The sequence below is a fragment of the Klebsiella sp. JB_Kp004 genome, assembly GCF_040065795.1.
Taxonomy (GTDB): Bacteria; Pseudomonadota; Gammaproteobacteria; order Enterobacterales; family Enterobacteriaceae; genus Klebsiella; species Klebsiella quasipneumoniae.
Genome location: NZ_JBEAKW010000044.1, coordinates 83,667 through 101,949, shown reverse-complemented (window position 1 = coordinate 101,949; position 18,283 = coordinate 83,667). Strand labels below are relative to the sequence as shown.

The 18,283-nt window shown below is 54.9% G+C and carries 16 protein-coding genes and 2 tRNA genes; 3 read left to right on the top strand and 15 right to left on the bottom strand.

What is annotated here, in order from left to right; genetic code table 11:
- Positions 1-10: 10 nt before the first annotated feature.
- From mtr to ABLX76_RS19530, 12 genes are all read right to left on the bottom strand, one after another.
- Positions 11-1,255, bottom strand: coding sequence for a tryptophan permease (gene mtr / locus ABLX76_RS19585; protein ID WP_023291113.1), 1,245 nt, complete (start codon positions 1,253-1,255; stop codon positions 11-13).
- Between the two features lie 143 nt (positions 1,256-1,398).
- Positions 1,399-3,330: a DEAD/DEAH family ATP-dependent RNA helicase gene (locus ABLX76_RS19580; protein WP_348875110.1), complete on the bottom strand. Its 1,932-nt coding sequence runs from the start codon at positions 3,328-3,330 to the stop codon at positions 1,399-1,401.
- Positions 3,323-3,403, bottom strand: a complete 81-nt coding sequence (yrbN, locus tag ABLX76_RS19575; protein ID WP_085903200.1) for a protein YrbN — start codon at positions 3,401-3,403, stop codon at positions 3,323-3,325. Before yrbN ends, ABLX76_RS19580 begins: the two co-directional genes overlap by 8 nt.
- Before the next feature lie 104 nt (positions 3,404-3,507).
- Positions 3,508-4,392, bottom strand: coding sequence for a lipoprotein NlpI (gene nlpI, locus ABLX76_RS19570; protein WP_004206169.1), 885 nt, complete (start codon positions 4,390-4,392; stop codon positions 3,508-3,510).
- A 108-nt stretch (positions 4,393-4,500) separates the two neighbouring features.
- Positions 4,501-6,636 (bottom strand): polyribonucleotide nucleotidyltransferase, encoded by a 2,136-nt coding sequence (gene pnp, locus ABLX76_RS19565; RefSeq protein ID WP_023291115.1) that lies wholly within the window; start codon positions 6,634-6,636, stop codon positions 4,501-4,503.
- Positions 6,637-6,878: 242 nt separating this feature from the next.
- Positions 6,879-7,148, bottom strand: a complete 270-nt coding sequence (gene rpsO / locus ABLX76_RS19560) for a 30S ribosomal protein S15 (protein ID WP_002918244.1) — start codon at positions 7,146-7,148, stop codon at positions 6,879-6,881.
- 147 nt (positions 7,149-7,295) lie between these two features.
- On the bottom strand, positions 7,296-8,240 hold the full coding sequence (gene truB / locus ABLX76_RS19555) for a tRNA pseudouridine(55) synthase TruB (RefSeq protein ID WP_348875109.1): 945 nt from the start codon (positions 8,238-8,240) through the stop codon (positions 7,296-7,298).
- A complete protein-coding gene (gene rbfA / locus ABLX76_RS19550) occupies positions 8,240-8,641 on the bottom strand; it encodes a 30S ribosome-binding factor RbfA (protein ID WP_002918248.1) in 402 nt (133 codons plus the stop codon). Before rbfA ends, truB begins: the two co-directional genes overlap by 1 nt.
- 102 nt (positions 8,642-8,743) lie before the next feature.
- Positions 8,744-11,434 carry a translation initiation factor IF-2 gene (gene infB / locus ABLX76_RS19545; protein WP_023291117.1) on the bottom strand — a complete coding sequence of 897 codons (2,691 nt, stop codon included), beginning with the start codon at positions 11,432-11,434 and terminating at the stop codon, positions 8,744-8,746.
- Positions 11,435-11,458: 24 nt separating this feature from the next.
- Positions 11,459-12,946: a transcription termination factor NusA gene (gene nusA, locus ABLX76_RS19540; RefSeq protein ID WP_002918252.1), complete on the bottom strand. Its 1,488-nt coding sequence runs from the start codon at positions 12,944-12,946 to the stop codon at positions 11,459-11,461.
- 27 nt (positions 12,947-12,973) lie between these two features.
- Positions 12,974-13,426, bottom strand: coding sequence for a ribosome maturation factor RimP (gene rimP / locus ABLX76_RS19535; RefSeq protein WP_002918364.1), 453 nt, complete (start codon positions 13,424-13,426; stop codon positions 12,974-12,976).
- Positions 13,427-13,634: 208 nt separating this feature from the next.
- A tRNA-Met gene (locus ABLX76_RS19530) sits at positions 13,635-13,711 on the bottom strand.
- Between the two features lie 307 nt (positions 13,712-14,018).
- On the opposite strand from ABLX76_RS19530, the gene argG reads away from it, so the two are divergent.
- The 3 genes from argG (at position 14,019) to ABLX76_RS19515 (ending at position 17,060) form a co-directional block, all read left to right on the top strand.
- On the top strand, positions 14,019-15,362 hold the full coding sequence (gene argG, locus ABLX76_RS19525) for an argininosuccinate synthase (RefSeq protein WP_101970117.1): 1,344 nt from the start codon (positions 14,019-14,021) through the stop codon (positions 15,360-15,362).
- A gap of 172 nt (positions 15,363-15,534) precedes the next feature.
- Complete coding sequence (locus ABLX76_RS19520) at positions 15,535-16,164, top strand: winged helix-turn-helix transcriptional regulator (RefSeq protein WP_023291118.1); 630 nt, start codon at positions 15,535-15,537, stop codon at positions 16,162-16,164.
- Positions 16,165-16,508: 344 nt separating this feature from the next.
- A complete protein-coding gene (locus tag ABLX76_RS19515) occupies positions 16,509-17,060 on the top strand; it encodes a YfaZ family outer membrane protein (RefSeq protein WP_032454172.1) in 552 nt (183 codons plus the stop codon).
- A gap of 42 nt (positions 17,061-17,102) precedes the next feature.
- Here the strand turns inward: ABLX76_RS19515 and ABLX76_RS19510 are convergent, their stop codons facing one another.
- From ABLX76_RS19510 to secG, 3 genes are all read right to left on the bottom strand, one after another.
- Positions 17,103-17,351 (bottom strand): hypothetical protein, encoded by a 249-nt coding sequence (locus tag ABLX76_RS19510; protein WP_072420646.1) that lies wholly within the window; start codon positions 17,349-17,351, stop codon positions 17,103-17,105.
- Between the two features lie 297 nt (positions 17,352-17,648).
- A tRNA-Leu gene (locus ABLX76_RS19505) sits at positions 17,649-17,735 on the bottom strand.
- 9 nt (positions 17,736-17,744) lie between these two features.
- Positions 17,745-18,074, bottom strand: coding sequence for a preprotein translocase subunit SecG (gene secG / locus ABLX76_RS19500; RefSeq protein ID WP_002918369.1), 330 nt, complete (start codon positions 18,072-18,074; stop codon positions 17,745-17,747).
- Positions 18,075-18,283 lie beyond the last annotated feature (209 nt).

Sequence of the window (18,283 nt, the reverse complement as noted above, 5' to 3'; positions counted from 1 at the left end):
GGTAAGCCTCTTACTGGTAAACCGGCAGCAGATTAACGCTCGACAGAATGTGCACGACCGCATTGCCCAGGCCAAACAGCAGGATCAGCACAATCATCGGTGTTCCGCCCCATACGCGGAACTGTGGGCTGCCAAAGCGTTTACGCGAGGCGCGAGCCAGCAGCGCCGGTACAATCGCCGCCCAGATCGTCGCCGCCAGGCCGGCATAGCCGATGGCGTAGAGGAAGCCATCGGGTTTCACCAACCCGCCAATCATCGGCGGAATAAAGGTCAGCAGCGCAGTTTTAAAGCGCCCCAGTGCGCTGTCGTCAAAGCCAAACAGATCCGCCAGGTAGTCGAACAGCCCCAGCGTGACGCCAAGGAAGGAGCTGGCGACGGCAAAGTTAGAGAACACCACCAGCAGCAGATCCAGGCTCCGGCTGTTCAGCACCCCGCTCAGGGCCTGCACCAGCACATCAATGTTGCCGCCCTTCTGCGCGATGTCGATAAACTGCGGGCGCGGGATATTGCCCATCGTCACCAGCAACCAGACCACGTACAGACCCAGCGCCAGCAACGTACCGTAGGTTAAGCAGCGGATGATGGTACGTGGATCTTTTCCGTAGTATTTCATCAGGCTCGGCACGTTGCCGTGGTAGCCAAACGAGGCCAGGCAGAACGGCAGCGTCATCAGCAAGTATGGCGCATAGGAGGCGTTCTTTTCCGCGACGTTAAACAGCGTCGCCGGCTCGACGTGCCCCAGCAGACTGCCGAAGGTCAGAAAGAAAGTGATCACCTTGGCGCCAAGCACGATAGCCGTCATGCGGCTCACCGCTTTGGTGCTCATCCAGACGATAAATGCCACCAGCAGCGCAAAGCCAAAACCCGCCGCCCGCGCCGGTACGTTCAGCGACATCTCGCTAAACGTATGATGCAGTATCGAGCCGCTGGCTGAAATATAGGCGTAGGTCAGAATATACAGCACAAAGGCGATCGACACGCCGTTGACCAGGTTCCAGCCCTTGCCGAGCAGATCTTTGGTAATGGTGTCGAAGCTGGAGCCGATCCGGTAGTTAAGGTTGGCCTCGAGGATCATCAGACCGGAGTGCAACATGCAGAACCAGGTGAAGACCAGCGCCGCCAGCGACCAGAAAAACCACGCGCCGGACATCACCACCGGCAGCGAGAACATGCCCGCGCCGATAATCGTGCCGCCGATGATCACCACGCCGCCAAACAGGGACGGTCGGGTTGCCGTAGTGGTTAGTGTCGCCATTTACCGAAATCTCCAGTCAAAAATACTTTCCCACGATGGGTGTGACGCACTGTACCAGTACACGAGTACAAAAGAAATAAAAAAAGCCCCAATCATAACGATCGGGGCTGTATTATTTAGTTTACGCTAGCGGGCTGCGTTAATTACGCATCGCCACCGAAGCGACGGCGACCGGCAGAGTCATCGCGGCGCGGCGCGGATGCATCGTCACGACGCGGCGCACGGCCTTCACGACGTTCGCCGCTGAAACGACGACCATCACCACGACCACCTTCACGACGCTCGCCACCGAAGCCACGACCGCCTTCACGACGCTCACCGCCGAAGCTACGACCGCCTTCACGACGTTCACCGCCGCCACGACGTTCGGTGCGCGGCTGCGCATCGCCCAGCAGCTGCATGTTCATCGGCTTGTTCAGGATACGGGTACGAGTAAAGTGCTGCAGCACTTCGCCCGGCATCCCTTTCGGCAGTTCGATGGTAGAGTGAGAAGCGAACAGCTTGATGTTACCGATGTAACGGCTGCTGATATCGCCTTCGTTAGCGATCGCGCCAACGATATGACGTACTTCAACACCGTCATCGCGACCCACTTCAATGCGATACAGTTCCATATCGCCTACGTCACGACGCTCACGCTTCGGACGATCTTCGCGATCGCCACGCGGAGCGCGGTCGTTGCGGTCGCCACGACGCTCGAAGCGATCGTCACGGTCACGGAACTCACGACGCGGACGCATCGGCGCATCCGGCGGCACGATCAGCGAGCGTTCGCCCTGGGCCATTTTCAGCAGCGCAGCAGCCAGCGTTTCCACGTCCAGCTCTTCGCCTTCCGCCGTCGGCTGGATTTTCGCCAGCAGCGCACGGTACTGGTCCAGATCGCTGCTTTCCAGCTGCTGCTGAACTTTCGCGGCGAATTTTTCCAGACGACGTTTGCTCAGCAGCTCTGCGTTCGGCAGTTCAACTTCCGGAATGGTCAGCTTCATCGTACGTTCGATGTTGCGCAGCAGACGACGCTCGCGGTTCTCAACGAACAGCAGCGCGCGGCCGGCGCGGCCCGCACGACCGGTACGGCCGATACGGTGAACGTAAGACTCGGAATCCATCGGGATGTCGTAGTTCACCACCAGGCTGATACGCTCAACGTCCAGACCACGGGCTGCAACGTCAGTCGCAATCAGGATATCCAGACGACCGTCTTTCAGACGCTCCAGGGTCTGCTCACGCAGCGCCTGGTTCATGTCGCCGTTCAGCGCCGCGCTGTTGTAGCCGTTACGCTCCAGCGCTTCAGCCACTTCCAGGGTCGCGTTTTTGGTACGGACGAAGATAATCGCCGCATCAAAATCTTCCGCTTCCAGGAAACGCACCAGCGCTTCGTTTTTACGCATGCCGTAGGCAGTCCAGTAGCTCTGGCTGATGTCCGGACGAGTCGTCACGCTGGACAGAATACGCACTTCCTGCGGCTCTTTCATAAAGCGGCGGGTAATGCGACGGATCGCTTCCGGCATGGTGGCGGAGAACAGCGCGGTCTGATGCCCTTCCGGGATCTGCGCCATAATGGTTTCTACGTCTTCGATAAAGCCCATGCGCAGCATTTCATCTGCTTCATCCAGTACCAGGCCGCTCAGTTTAGAAAGGTCCAGGGTGCCGCGCTTCAGGTGGTCCAGCAGACGACCCGGGGTACCGACAACGATCTGCGGACCCTGACGCAGGGCGCGCAGCTGCACGTCATAACGCTGGCCGCCGTACAGGGCAACCACGTTTACGCCGCGCATATGTTTAGAGAATTCCGTCATTGCTTCAGCAACCTGTACCGCCAGCTCGCGGGTCGGCGCCAGCACCAGGATCTGTGGTGCTCTCAGCTCAGGATCGATGTTGTTCAGCAGCGGTAAAGAGAACGCTGCGGTTTTACCGCTACCGGTCTGGGCCATACCCAGAACGTCGCGGCCGTCCAGCAGATGCGGAATGCACTCAGCCTGGATCGGAGATGGTTTTTCGTAACCCAGATCGGTAAGCGCTTCAAGGATAGGAGCCTTCAGGCCCAGATCTGCAAAAGTGGTTTCGAATTCAGCCATGTAGTACGTGTGCCTCAAAATTAATGGCGGCCAGTCTACATAACTCATCGTGAAAATTTACGGTAATTTTCATTGAAAAGTGTGAACCGGCTCAAAGTAGGTGTATTAACGAACAACAACGCCCTCACCCGCGAAGGTGATGGCAAGCAAAAAACTATGGGCTGATGTGTTCGTCAGCTATTGCTGGTCCGATTCTGCCAGGTCATCTTGCTCCTGGCCCAAGAGCGATAATTCCAACAATGCGTATCGGTGCTCAACGTAGTTATGTACGTTGTTGGCGACCGCCAGTTTGAACAGTGCCGTAGCGCTGTCCTTGTCCCCCAGACTTAGGTAGTACTTACCTAAATAGAAGTTGGTTTCACTGAGATGCTCAGCGAGCGAGGTGTTATCCGTTGCGTCTGCCTTCAGACGAGTCATCAGCTCTTTTTCGCTAATGTCGCCAAGGTAGAACTCGACAATGTTCCATCCCCATTGCTCTTTGTCCGACTTGTCTAAGCGCTCTCTGAGTGCTTCAAGCGCCCGCTTCTCGTCGAGTTTACGCTCGGCGATATAAAGCCACAGGCTACGGAAAGGATCATTGGGATCGTCTTGATAAAACGCCAGCAGATCATCTTGCGCTAACTTAGCCCGGCCGCCGTAATACAGGGCGATACCGCGGTTCAAGTGCGCGTAGTTGTAAGTTGGATCAAGCTCAAGTACAGAATCAAACGCTTCATAGGCAGCATCAAAATTGCCTGCCTGCGTTAAGTAAATGCCTAAGTAATTGAATACTTCAGGCATATCGGGTCGGATTGCCAGCGCTTGTGAAAAATCATTTCGCGCTAATGCCCTCAGACCGAGACTATCATACAACACTCCGCGCTCATATAAAAGCTGTGCGCGTTCGTCATCGGATAAAGCCCGACTGGCAAGAATTTGTTCCATACGTGCCAGAATCACTTCTTGCTGTAAAGTCGGTTGCAATGGTACTGCGAGGACGGCGTCCTTACGCCAGGCGGTGCTACTGCATCCTGCCAGCGTGAGAGCTGTCGCCACGAAACACCAGCGCAAAAAAGGCTTCATTTCCCACTCCCGAAGACAACGATTGGATGAACGTCCTGTTCCCCGGCTGCAAACGAGGCGTCCTGCCCGTAAAACGCCCTCCGCAAAAGCGGAGGGCTAACGGCAACCTTACTCGCCCTGCTCGGCAGCCGGAACTTCCGGCGCTGCGGCAGACGGAGTCTGTTCAGTTGCTTCTTTGATGCTCAGACGGACACGGCCCTGGCGGTCAACTTCCAGAACCTTAACCGGTACTTCCTGACCCATCTGCAGGTAGTCAGTCACTTTCTCAACGCGCTTGTCGGCGATCTGCGAGATGTGAACCAGACCTTCTTTACCGCCGCCGATGGCGACGAACGCGCCAAAGTCAACGATACGGGTCACTTTACCATTGTAGATACGGCCAACTTCGATCTCAGCGGTGATCTCTTCGATACGACGGATAGCATGTTGTGCTTTGTCGCCGTCGGTCGCTGCGATCTTCACGGTACCGTCATCTTCGATTTCGATGGTGGTGCCGGTCTCTTCGGTCAGGGCACGGATAACAGAACCGCCTTTACCGATAACGTCTTTGATCTTGTCCGGGTTGATCTTGATGGTGTGGATGCGCGGTGCGAATTCAGAGATGTCGCCGCGCGGCGCGTTAATCGCCTGCTCCATCACGCCCAGGATGTGCAGACGCGCACCTTTAGCCTGGTTCAATGCAACCTGCATGATTTCTTTGGTGATACCTTCAATTTTGATATCCATCTGCAGCGCAGAGATACCGTCGCGGGAACCCGCTACTTTGAAGTCCATATCGCCAAGGTGGTCTTCGTCACCGAGGATGTCAGACAGCACGACGAAGTTGTCGCCTTCTTTCACCAGGCCCATGGCGATACCCGCCACGGCGGCTTTCACCGGCACACCAGCGTCCATCAGCGCCAGAGAGGCACCACAGACGGAAGCCATGGAAGAAGAGCCGTTGGATTCGGTGATTTCAGACACCACGCGAACGGTGTACGGGAATTCGTCGATAGTCGGCATCACGGCCAGAACGCCGCGCTTAGCCAGACGACCGTGACCGATTTCACGACGCTTCGGAGACCCCACCATGCCAGTTTCACCTACGGAGTACGGAGGGAAGTTGTAGTGGAACAGGAAGGAGTCGGTACGCTCGCCCATCAGTTCGTCGATGTTCTGCGCATCGCGTGCGGTACCCAGAGTCGCGGTAACCAGCGCCTGCGTTTCGCCACGGGTGAACAGTGCGGAACCGTGAGTACGCGGCAGAACGCCGGTACGAACGTCCAGACCACGGATCATATCTTTTTCGCGGCCATCGATACGCGGCTCACCGGCCAGCACGCGGCTACGAACCACGTTTTTCTCGATAGCGTGCAGGATTTCACCCAGTTCGTTAGCGTCCAGGGTTTCATCTTCTGCAACCAGCGTAGCGATGGTTTCAGATTTGATCACATCAACCTGAGCGTAACGCTCTTGTTTGTCGGTGATACGGTAAGCATCGCTCAGGCGGGATTCAGCCAGCGCAGCCACGCGCGCGTTCAGCGCTTCGTTGACGGCTTCCGGCTGCCAGTCCCAACGCGGTTTACCGGCTTCTTTCACCAGGTCGTTGATGTTCTGAATAACAATCTGCTGCTGCTCGTGGCCAAAGACCACCGCGCCCAGCATCTGGTCTTCGCTCAGCAGTTCCGCTTCGGATTCCACCATCAGCACGGCCGCTTCGGTACCGGCAACCACCAGATCCAGTTTGCTGGACTTCAGCTCTTCCTGGGTTGGGTTCAGTACGTACTGGTCGTTGATGTAACCCACGCGCGCGGCGCCGATTGGGCCATTGAACGGAATACCAGACAGGGACAGCGCTGCGGAAGCGCCGATCATCGCGACGATATCCGGGTTAACCTGCGGGTTAACGGAAACCACGGTGGCGATAACCTGAACTTCGTTAACGAAGCCTTCCGGGAACAGCGGGCGAACCGGGCGGTCAATCAGACGCGCGATCAGGGTTTCGCCTTCGCTTGGGCGGCCTTCACGACGGAAGAAACCACCCGGGATTTTACCGGCAGCGTAGGTACGCTCCTGGTAGTTAACCGTCAGCGGGAAAAAGTCCTGGCCTGGCTTCGCTTTTTTCTGGCCCACAACGGTCACAAATACCGCAGTGTCATCCATGCTAACCATTACAGCGGCCGTTGCCTGGCGCGCCATCATGCCGGTTTCCAGAGTCACGGTATGCTGGCCGTACTGGAATTTACGAACGATCGGATTAAGCAAAATTCTATCCTTTTTATCTATAAATCACGCCATATCTACGACATAGCGTCTATTGACCCGATCCTCTGCATCCTCGCGACTAATGACAACCTTTACCCGCCCCTGCGGATGAAGCCTCTCATTAGCCGCGCGAACCTCTGCATGAAGATCATTACTAGCAACAATACATGAGTTTTGAATGAATTGCTGCCGCCCGGTCGAAAAAAGGGGCCGTCAGGCCCCTTTTTCTGAAACTCGCAGAATTAGCGACGCAGACCCAGACGCTCGATCAGCGCAGAGTAACGTGCAACATCTTTACGTTTCAGGTAGTCGAGCAGTTTACGACGCTGAGAAACCATGCGCAGCAGACCACGACGGCTGTGGTGATCTTTTTTGTGCTCTGCAAAGTGGCCCTGCAGGTGGTTGATCTGTGCAGTCAGCAGTGCAACCTGAACTTCGGTAGAACCGCTGTCGTTTTCGCCACGACCAAACTCAGAAACGATTTTTGCTTTAGCTTCAACGCTTAGAGACATTTTAGAACTCCAAAATTAAAAGAAAGAAAGGGTGCCGATCTCTAATTCAGCGACCCCTGATGCAACGCCCGAAAATGTTAAAACACTTTAGCGGACGTTAAGCGGCGATATTCTACTCGTAGCAGGCTTTTATCGCAAGAAAAGCGCTTACGCCGGGTATTCCACCACCAGACGACGCGGCGCCACGCGGCCTTCATCGTCAATTTCGCCCATGCCGAGAAACTTGCCGGATTCGCTTTCCATCACCCGCACCAGCCCGTTAAGCGGCGCGCCTGACTGACGTACCGGGTTGCCGTTTTTAAAGTAGACCGCGGAGGTCTCCGGGATCGTCACCAGCGGATAGTCCGACGCCGGGCTGTCCATGGGCATCAGCAGCGGATCGAGCAGCTGCGCGGCAGGAATATCCTGCGCCACCGCCTGATCGACCAGCGCCTGCAGCTGCTCGAGGGTCACCATCCGCTCAACCGGGTATTTGCTCACCGCCAGGCGACGCAGGAAAATCACGTGCGCGCCGCAGCCGAGCTTCTCACCTAAATCATCGATAATCGTCCGGATGTAGGTGCCCTTCGAACAATGGATCTCCAGCTCCAGTTCATCGCCTTCATGGCGAATAAACAGCAGCTCATAAACGGTAATCGGCCGAGCTTCACGCGGGACCTCAATCCCCTGACGGGCATATTCGTACAGCTTCTTGCCCTGATATTTCAGCGCCGAATACATCGACGGCACCTGCTGCGTCTCGCCGCGGAAGCTGTCCAGCGCCGCCGCCAGCTGTTCATCGCTAAAGGTCAGCGGGCGCTCTTCCACCACCTGGCCATCGGCATCGGAGGTATCGGTGCGCTGGCCAAGTTTAGCTATCACGCGGTAGCGCTTATCGGAGTCCAGCAGGTATTGGGAAAACTTGGTCGCTTCGCCAAGACAGATCGGCAGCATACCGGTCGCCAGCGGATCCAGCGCGCCGGTGTGTCCGGCGCGATTGGCGTTATATATACGCTTTACTTTCTGCAGCACATCGTTGCTGGAGGCGCCCTGAGGCTTATCCAGCAGCAATACGCCGTGCACGTCGCGGCCGCGACGACGAGGACGACTCATCAGTCCTCCTTGCTGTCGTCCGGGTTCACACGACGCTCATCGTCGTGTTTCACCACGCTGGTGACCAGGTTGGACATACGCATCCCTTCCACCAGTGAGTTGTCGTAGAAGAAGGTCAGCTCCGGCACGATGCGCAGGCGCATCGCTTTCCCCAACAGAGAGCGGATAAAGCCAGAGGCTTCCTGCAGCGCTTTGATGCCCGCTTTCACCGCGGCTTCATCTTTGTCGTTGAGGAAGGTGACATACACCTTGGCATAGGCCAGGTCACGGGACATTTCCACACCGGAAACGGTGGTCATCATGCCCAGACGCGGATCTTTAATTTCACGCTGCAGGATGATAGCAATCTCTTTTTGCATCTCCTGGGCCACGCGCTGCGGGCGACCAAATTCTTTCGCCATAATAAATTCTCCAGAATAAAGACAAAAAAGGGGCCTAAAGCCCCTTTTTAAAATGATTGCCGGGTGGCGCTTCGCTTCCCCGGCGGCTTAGCCATCCGATGATTAATCGATGCTACGCTGGATTTCGATGATTTCGAACACTTCGATCATATCGCCAACGCGAACGTCGTTGTAGTTCTTCACACCGATACCACATTCCATGCCGTTACGGACTTCGTTAACGTCATCTTTGAAGCGGCGCAGGGATTCCAGCTCGCCTTCATAGATAACCACGTTGTCACGCAGCACGCGGATTGGGTTGTGACGTTTGATCGTCCCTTCGGTAACCATACAGCCCGCGATGGCGCCGAATTTCGGCGATTTAAAGACATCACGCACTTCAGCCAGACCGATGATCTGCTGTTTCAGTTCCGGAGACAGCATGCCGCTCATCGCCGCTTTCACTTCGTCGATCAGGTTATAGATGACGGAGTAGTAACGCAGATCCAGGCTTTCCGCTTCGATAACTTTACGCGCAGAGGCATCGGCACGAACGTTGAAGCCAACCAGAATCGCGTTGGATGCTGCAGCCAAGGTGGCGTCGGTTTCGGTGATACCACCTACGCCGGAACCGATGATCTTCACTTTCACTTCGTCGGTAGACAGTTTCAGTAAGGAATCGGAAATCGCCTCGACAGAACCCTGTACGTCCGCTTTCAGCACGATGTTCACTTCGTGAACTTCGCCTTCGGTCATGTTAGCGAACATGTTTTCCAGTTTAGATTTCTGCTGACGCGCCAGCTTAACTTCACGGAATTTGCCCTGACGATACAGCGCCACTTCACGCGCTTTTTTCTCGTCACGAACCACGGTCACTTCATCACCGGCAGCCGGCACACCGGACAGGCCGAGGATTTCCACCGGAATGGACGGACCCGCTTCCAGCACTTCGCGACCCAGTTCGTCACGCATCGCACGCACACGACCGTATTCGAAGCCGCACAGAACGATATCGCCCTTGTGCAGCGTACCTTCGCGAACCAGAACGGTAGCGACCGGACCACGACCTTTATCAAGGAAGGATTCGATCACCGCGCCGCTCGCCATCCCGTTACGGACCGCTTTCAGCTCGAGTACTTCAGCCTGCAGCAGGATCGCGTCCAGCAGGTCGTCGATACCGGTACCGGCTTTCGCGGAGACGTGGACGAACTGGCTCTCGCCGCCCCACTCTTCCGGCAGGATGCCGTACTGGGACAGTTCGTTCTTCACACGGTCCGGATCGGCTTCAGGCTTATCGATCTTGTTCACCGCAACCACCACCGGCACCTGCGCCGCTTTGGCGTGCTGGATAGCTTCGATAGTCTGCGGCATCACGCCGTCGTCTGCCGCCACCACCAGAACCACGATATCCGTCGCCTGCGCACCACGAGCACGCATGGAGGTAAACGCGGCGTGGCCCGGGGTATCCAGGAAGGTGATCATGCCGTTGTCGGTTTCTACATGGTAAGCACCGATGTGCTGGGTAATACCACCCGCTTCGCCGGAGGCAACCTTAGTGGAACGAATGTAGTCCAGCAGCGAGGTTTTACCGTGGTCAACGTGCCCCATGATGGTCACAACCGGTGCGCGCGGTTCAGCCGCCGCGCCGGTGTCACGGTCGCTCATTACCGCTTCTTCCAGCTCGTTTTCACGACGCAGGATAACTTTGTGGCCCATCTCTTCGGCAACCAGCTGTGCGGTTTCCTGGTCGATGACCTGGTTGATGGTCGCCATGGCGCCCAGCTTCATCATCGCTTTGATGACCTGCGAACCTTTCACCGCCATCTTGTTAGCCAGTTCGCCAACGGTGATGGTTTCACCGATCACGACGTCACGGTTAACGGCCTGCGCCGGCTTCTGGAAGCCCTGCTGCAGAGCGGAACCTTTACGGTGCTTACCGCCTTTGCCGCCGCGAACGGCCGCACGGGCTTCTTCACGATCGGCTTTAGATTCAGCGTGTTTGTTGCCTTTCTTCGCCGGACGCGCCGCTTTGCTGCTACGGCTGCGGCTGCGGCCGCCTTCGACTTCACGATCGTTATCATCTTCAGCCTGACGAGCATGCTGTGACGTGGTGACGTGATAGTCGCTGGTGTCTTCCGGGCTGTCTGAAGTTTCAGACCAATTTTTTTCGTTTTCTTCTGCCATACGGCGTGCTTCTTCCGCTACACGGCGCGCTTCTTCTTCAAGTTTGCGGCGTGCTTCTTCTTCCGATTTGCGCTTCAGTTCCGCGGCTTCGTTCTCGCGACGGATCTTTTCAGCCTGGGCGGTTTTGGTCATTTCGTCGGTATGTTGATTGCTCACTTTGTCTTTTTCCGCAGCTTCACGTTTCGCTTTATCAGCGACTTCACGTTTAGCTTGTTCTGCGGCCTCACGTTCAGCTTTTAATTGCGCCTCGCGTTTCGCTGCTTCTTCAGCTTCACGACGGGCCTGCTCTTCCGCTTCACGCTGCGCCTGCTCTTCCGCGGCCAGGCGTTCAGCCTCTTGCGGATCGCGTTTCACAAAGGTGCGTTTCTTGCGGACTTCGATTTGTACCGATTTACTCTTTCCACCGGTACCTGGAATATTCAACGTACTGCGCGTCTTACGCTGTAACGTCAGCTTGTCTGGCGCCGAACCGTGCTCACGGTTCAGGTGCGTCAACAAAGTTTGTTTCTCTTGCGAGGTCACAGAATCATCAGCCGTTTTGCGGATGCCTGCGTCAGCAAATTGCTGTATCAGGCGATCCACAGAGGTCTGAATCTCTGAGGCCAGCGCTTTAATAGTCACATCTGTCATGCTGTTCCTTCCTGCTACAGTTTATTACGCTTCGTCGCCGAACCAACAAATGTTGCGAGCGGCCATGATGAGCTCGCCAGCTTTCTCGTCGGTCATCCCTTCGATATCAGCCAGGTCATCAACGCCCTGCTCGGCGAGATCTTCCAGCGTACAAACACCACGGGCAGCCAGTTTGAATGCCAGGGCACGATCCAGACCTTCGAGATTCAACAGATCATCGGCAGGTTTGTTATCTCCCAGGCTTTCTTCCTGAGCCAGCGCCAGCGTAGTCAGTGCGTTTTTCGCACGCTCACGAAGTGCTTCAACGGTGGCTTCATCCAGACCGTCGATTTCCAGCAGTTCTTTCATCGGCACATAGGCCAGCTCTTCCAGTGAGGAGAAGCCTTCTTCAACCAGCACTGTCGCGAAATCTTCATCAATATCGAGATATTTGGTGAAGGTATCGATAGCGGCATGCGCTTCCGCCTGGTGCTTAGCCTGCAGATCGTCAACGGTCATCACGTTGAGTTCCCAGCCGCTAAGCTGCGAGGCCAGGCGGACGTTCTGACCATTACGGCCAATCGCCTGCGCCAGGTTGCCCGCTTCTACCGCGATATCCATGGTGTGTTTATCTTCATCCACCACGATGGACGCGACGTCTGCCGGCGCCATAGCGTTAATCACGAACTGCGCCGGGTTATCATCCCAGAGGACGATATCGATACGCTCGCCGCCCAGCTCGGTGGATACCGCCTGCACGCGCGCGCCGCGCATACCGACGCAAGCGCCAACCGGGTCGATACGCTTGTCGTTGGTTTTCACCGCGATTTTGGCACGAGAGCCCGGATCGCGAGCTGCCGCTTTGATCTCCAGCACTTCTTCACCGATTTCCGGCACTTCGATGCGGAACAGTTCGATCAGCATCTCAGGTTTGGAACGGGTCACGAACAGCTGGGCGCCACGCGCTTCCGGACGGACGGCGTACAGTACGCCGCGAATGCGGTCGCCCGGACGGAAGTTTTCACGCGGCAGCATATCTTCACGCAGGATCACGGCTTCAGCGTTGTTGCCCAGATCCAGAGTGATGTTGTCGCGGTTCACTTTTTTCACCACGCCGGTGATGATCTCACCTTCGTGCTCGCGGAACTGATCGACCACCATCGCGCGCTCGGCTTCGCGAACTTTCTGCACGATAACCTGTTTAGCGGTCTGGGTGGTGATGCGGTCGAAGGTGACAGATTCAATCTGATCTTCGACGTAGTCGCCGACGTTCATGCTTTCATCTTCGAAACGCGCGGCTTCCAGCGTGATCTCGCGCGTCGGCTGGGTGACTTCTTCTACAACCAGCCAGCGACGGAAAGTGTCGAAATCGCCGCTCTTGCGGTCGATTTCAACGCGAACGTCGATCTCTTGTTCGTATTTTTTCTTGGTGGCCGTTGCCAGCGCGCTTTCCAGCGCTTCGAAAATTTTCTCACGCGGCAGCGCTTTTTCGTTGGAAACGGCTTCAACAACAGCCAAAATTTCTTTGTTCATCGGGGCCTTTCACCTCAATCCAGACTGTTAAAAGTGGGGAACCAGGTTCGCCTTCTGGATGTTACTCAGCGCGAACACTTCATCTTTGCCTTCGACGGTTACCGTGATCATTTCACCGTCTACCGCTTTGATAATGCCCTGCCATTTGCGACGGTTCTGAACCGCCATGCGCAGCACCAGCGCAACTTCTTCGCCAGTGAAACGTTGATAGTGTTCGGCGGTGAACATCGGACGGTCGAGACCAGGCGAAGAGACTTCCAGGTTGTAAGCGACAGTGATCGGGTCTTCGACATCCATGACGGCGCTTACCTGGTGGCTCACATCAGCACAATCATCAACGTTGATGCCATCTTCACTATCAATATAGATGCGCAGTGTGGATGTGCGACCGCGAATAAATTCGATGCCGACCAGCTCAAAGCCAAGCGCTTCAACCGGCGCAGTGAGCATCTCTGTCAATTTTTGCTCTAATGTGGACAAACCCACCCCCAAGACATAAAAAAAGGGCGTATAGCCCAGTTATTCTGAAGTCAGATAACAAAAAACCCCGATAAATCGGGGCTTTAGATAACTGAACCCTGAGATCGCCATGGCGATCTGGAACACCTTCCGCAAGAATTCTTTCAAATTCGGCTACGAAGGACACCTAGTCCTCACAGTATATTTGAAAAAGTACTTAATGGGAAAGTGGTTGCGGGGGCCGGATTTGAACCGACGACCTTCGGGTTATGAGCCCGACGAGCTACCAGGCTGCTCCACCCCGCGCCTGAAACGTGGCATATTTTACTCTTTTTGAGCAAAAGACGCAAATACTGCTGGGATTTGGTACCGAAGACGGGACATAAAATCGGGATGAATTGTAACGACAATTAGTATATTTTGTCAACATGCATTTTATCGCCCCCGATTGCCGTTTGTGCTGGTATTTCAGGCTTTTTTAGCAAAAAGATGATGAAGCCCTTCCTGTCACCAGTAAAAGATGGTTAAATGAATACTCACAATTAATGCATAAAAATGCAGTTAAGGTTGTTGAGTCGAACTCACCACAGTCTATCGAGCAGGGTTTTATTTTATGACGACGATTCTCAAGCATCTCCCGGTTGGTCAACGTATTGGTATCGCTTTCTCTGGTGGACTGGATACCAGCGCCGCGCTGTTATGGATGCGCAAAAAAGGCGCCGTGCCTTATGCATATACCGCTAACCTGGGTCAACCGGACGAAGACGACTACGATGCTATTCCGCGCCGCGCGAAAGAGTACGGCGCCGAAGGCGCCCGTCTGATCGACTGCCGCAAACAGCTGGTCGCAGAAGGGATCGCCGCGATTCAGTGTGGCGCTTTCCATAACACCACCGGCGGGTTGACCTACTTCAACACCACGCCGCTGGGCCGCGCGGTCACCGGCACCATGCTGGTAGCGGCAATGAAAGAAGACGGCGTCAACATCTGGGGCGATGGCAGCACCTATAAAGGCAACGATATCGAACGTTTCTATCGCTACGGCCTGCTGACCAACGCTGAACTGCAGATCTACAAACCGTGGCTGGACAGCGATTTCATCAATGAACTCGGCGGCCGTCACGAAATGTCCGAATTTATGATCGCCTGCGGCTTTGACTACAAGATGTCGGTCGAGAAAGCCTATTCAACCGACTCCAACATGCTCGGCGCTACCCACGAAGCGAAAGATCTGGAGTTTCTGAATTCCAGCGTCAAGATCGTCAACCCGATTATGGGCGTGAAGTTCTGGGACGAAAACGTGAAGATCCCTGTGGAAGAGGTCACCGTACGCTTTGAGCAGGGTCACCCGGTAGCGCTTAATGGCAAAACCTTCGCCGATGATGTCGAGATGATGCTGGAAGCCAACCGCATCGGCGGTCGTCACGGCCTGGGCATGAGCGACCAGATCGAAAACCGGATTATCGAAGCGAAAAGCCGCGGCATTTATGAAGCCCCGGGGATGGCGCTGCTGCATATCGCTTACGAGCGTCTGCTGACCGGTATTCATAACGAAGATACTATCGAGCAATATCACGCTCACGGTCGCCAGCTGGGCCGTCTGCTGTATCAGGGCCGCTGGTTCGATTCCCAGGCGCTGATGCTGCGTGATTCGCTGCAGCGCTGGGTCGCCAGCCAGATCACCGGCGAAGTCACCCTTGAGCTGCGTCGCGGCAACGACTACTCGATCCTCAATACGGTATCAGACAACCTGACCTATAAAGCAGAGCGTCTGACCATGGAAAAAGGCGATTCCATGTTTACCGCTGAAGACCGTATCGGCCAGCTGACCATGCGTAATCTGGATATCACCGATACCCGCGAGAAGCTGTTCGGCTACGCGCAGTCTGGCCTGCTGAGCGCCTCCTCAGCGACGGGTTTACCGCAGGTTGAAAATCTGGAAAACAAAGGCAAATAATCGCCTGACGATGTTTGCTCTCTGCCGGCGGCTCTCCGCCGGCTTTTTTATTTTTTGTTACCAGTCTGCACCAGAAAATTCGAAAAGAGGCATTATTTCCTTATCGCCTGGTCAGCAAAATTGTTGACTATAATATCCTCAATTGATTAATTCGTATCTGGTGATAAACATCATGAATATTAAACCGCCTATCAGGCCGCAGAAGGCCATTGACCGATTGATCGATGTGCTTGAGCCACACGCGACGCCCGTTAACGCGATCGCCAGAAAAAGACTCACGTGGGAATATAAAGGCAAAACCCAGCTCTTTATTTTTAAAAAAGGCGAGTTGTCGATTATTCGTAATTCCGACAGGCTCTTGATGGTGACCGTCTATGAACCCCACCTTTTCGGCGTGGCGGAAATGCTGCAGCCCAGCCGCAGTCATAGCCTGCGTGCAGAGGTCTCATCCGAGCTGCTACGTATCGACTACGATCTGGCGTCGGCGCTATTTCGTCAGCATAATCTGTGGGAAGAAGTGACAATCCTGCTGGCCTATCATACCTCGTATATGGTGTATCGTGACGATCTGGTCTTGCAACAGCGAACCTATTCGGTGATCCGTAACCATCTGCTGGAAATGATGCTCTTAACCGAAGAGACACGACAGCGCGTATCTATTCTTGAATATATTCAGGACCGGACTCATCTCTCACGCAGCAGTATTCTTAATGTCTTGTCAGCCTTAAAGAAAGGCGGTTATATTGCCTTTGCCCGGGGGGGTTATTTACAAAGCATTGCCTCACTTCCTGAAAAATTCTGACTCGCGCCAACCTCTGTCATTTGTGGCTATTCATCTCACAGCTGAAGTTGTTTAAATTTAAACCAATAAACGCTAACGGTAACAAAAAAATAATTTTAAGCTAAATACCTGAGTTACCGGAGGACATCCTGTGCCGGGTACGACCAGCAGACAGCCAAGGCATGCATCGCCGAGCCTGCGCAGGTGCAGGATATGCCGCCGGCAATCGGCCAGGCGTGAGCAGCGGTAGCGGGAGTTGATCCCCTCTCCTACCGCCTGCTCGACCATAACGATGAGATCCAAAAACCCGTTAATTTTGCCCGAACACCCGTATCGGGCTTTTTTTTATCTGAAGGAATTCAACAATGAAGTCTATTGCTCCAAAAATGGTAGCCCTGATGATCGCTGTGGGGGCCAGCGGCGCCGCCTGCGCATCCGTTAATCTGCATGGTGAAGCCGGTAGCGAGTTTACCAATCTATCTGCCAGCTTTGGCGCCGGGGAACCTGGAATGACGTTCAATACCCAGTGGGCGCATAGTGACAATGACGGCGACACCATTGGACTGGGTATGGGTTATAACTTCAACCTCGGGCCTTTCCTGATGACGCTGGGCGGTAAAGGCATCTATCTGAACCCTAAAGATGGGGATGAAGGCTACGCCATCGCCGCGGGTGGCGGAGCAGAGCTTCCTCTCGGCCAGTACTTCACGCTCTTCGGTGAGGGTTATTACTCGCCGGACTCGATGTCCAGCGGCGTCGATGATTATGTGGAGGCCAATGCCGGGGTACGCCTTAACGTGCTGCCGTCGCTGAATATCGAAGCAGGCTATCGATATATCGATATGGCGGGGAAAGACGGCCATCGCGACAACACCCTCGCCGACGGGGCCTACGCCGGGGTTAACTTCCGCTTTTAATCCATGCACAGGGATTGCCATCCGGCAGTCCCTGCTTCATTCTTAACTGGCCTGTGGCACGCTTTTCAGTACGCGGTTAATCTCCTGCAGGCCAGCAACATTATTCTCTTTGCGGTAAACCTCATTCATAGACGCCATCTGCTCCAGGCGGGTCAGAGCGCCATACACCTGATACGCCTCGCTGTGTCTGTCGAACACATCGCGGCGCTCAACATCCTGCAGATAATGACTTTTCAACGAATGGTTAAGGCGGCCAATCAGTGCCGTATTGTCCTGGAAATAGCGCGTCACCGCCTGGGCATTGTTCGCTGCAACGCCAGGCTCACTGTATGATACCGGTACGGTTAGCGCATTAATCGTCTCCACCGTTTTGGATGGCGATGTTGAACTGCATCCCGCTAAACCGAGCGCGCCGGCGACGATAAGCAACCCGATCTTGTTCATTGTGTCACTTCACCTCTGTTGATTAGACGTGGCGACTTTAACGACAGTAAAAGGCGGGAGCCAGTGAAGAGATGTTTATTAATAAATGACCGGTGGGGATAAAAACAAAAAAAGACGCTTTTCAGCGTCTTTTTTCTGGAATATTGGTACCGAGGATGGGACTCGAACCCACAAGCCCGTTAGGGCACTACCACCTCAAGGTAGCGTGTCTACCAATTCCACCACCTCGGTACAGAATACTTAGTGCGGGATATCGCTGGTCGGCTGAGCCGGCGCAGTTGGCTGAGTTTGCTCTGTTTTCGGCGCGCTCAGGTTATCCCACTCACTTCCTTTACTGGTCTTGTTGCTGTTGATGTTACCCAGCGCCAGACTGATGATGAAGAACAGCGCAGCCAGGATACCGGTCATACGGGTCATGAAGTTACCAGAACCGCTGGACCCAAACAGTGTGCCGGAAGCGCCTGCACCGAAGGAGGCTCCCATATCAGCGCCTTTACCTTGCTGCAGCATAACCAGACCTACGAGGCCAATCGCTACAATAAGGAAAACAACCAAAAGAGCTTCGTACATAATCAACCTGTTCCTTGCGGATTCGCCGCATACCAAGTGCTTCGACCAATAAAGCGGGACGTTTTAACGTTTCCCACTGAAGCGGGTGTGAATACTAACCAAAGCGAATGACCTTCGCAAGGGCAATTTCGACACATTGTATCAACTGCAGAAAAAAACAGCAAAAAGCCGGTGTTCGATCATAAAAAAGGCGGCAAGCGCCGCCTTTT

What these genes read in the sequence shown, in the direction of transcription:
- mtr (WP_023291113.1), bottom strand. Translation starts at nt 1,255, where the DNA reads ATGGCGACACTAACCACTACGGCAACCCGACCGTCCCTGTTTGGCGGC.
- ABLX76_RS19580 (WP_348875110.1), bottom strand. Translation starts at nt 3,330, where the DNA reads ATGGCTGAATTCGAAACCACTTTTGCAGATCTGGGCCTGAAGGCTCCT.
- yrbN (WP_085903200.1), bottom strand. Translation starts at nt 3,403, where the DNA reads ATGAAAATTACCGTAAATTTTCACGATGAGTTATGTAGACTGGCCGCC.
- nlpI (WP_004206169.1), bottom strand. Translation starts at nt 4,392, where the DNA reads ATGAAGCCTTTTTTGCGCTGGTGTTTCGTGGCGACAGCTCTCACGCTG.
- rpsO (WP_002918244.1), bottom strand. Translation starts at nt 7,148, where the DNA reads ATGTCTCTAAGCGTTGAAGCTAAAGCAAAAATCGTTTCTGAGTTTGGT.
- truB (WP_348875109.1), bottom strand. Translation starts at nt 8,240, where the DNA reads ATGAGTCGTCCTCGTCGTCGCGGCCGCGACGTGCACGGCGTATTGCTG.
- rbfA (WP_002918248.1), bottom strand. Translation starts at nt 8,641, where the DNA reads ATGGCGAAAGAATTTGGTCGCCCGCAGCGCGTGGCCCAGGAGATGCAA.
- infB (WP_023291117.1), bottom strand. Translation starts at nt 11,434, where the DNA reads ATGACAGATGTGACTATTAAAGCGCTGGCCTCAGAGATTCAGACCTCT.
- nusA (WP_002918252.1), bottom strand. Translation starts at nt 12,946, where the DNA reads ATGAACAAAGAAATTTTGGCTGTTGTTGAAGCCGTTTCCAACGAAAAA.
- argG (WP_101970117.1), top strand. Translation starts at nt 14,019, where the DNA reads ATGACGACGATTCTCAAGCATCTCCCGGTTGGTCAACGTATTGGTATC.
- ABLX76_RS19520 (WP_023291118.1), top strand. Translation starts at nt 15,535, where the DNA reads ATGAATATTAAACCGCCTATCAGGCCGCAGAAGGCCATTGACCGATTG.
- ABLX76_RS19515 (WP_032454172.1), top strand. Translation starts at nt 16,509, where the DNA reads ATGAAGTCTATTGCTCCAAAAATGGTAGCCCTGATGATCGCTGTGGGG.
- secG (WP_002918369.1), bottom strand. Translation starts at nt 18,074, where the DNA reads ATGTACGAAGCTCTTTTGGTTGTTTTCCTTATTGTAGCGATTGGCCTC.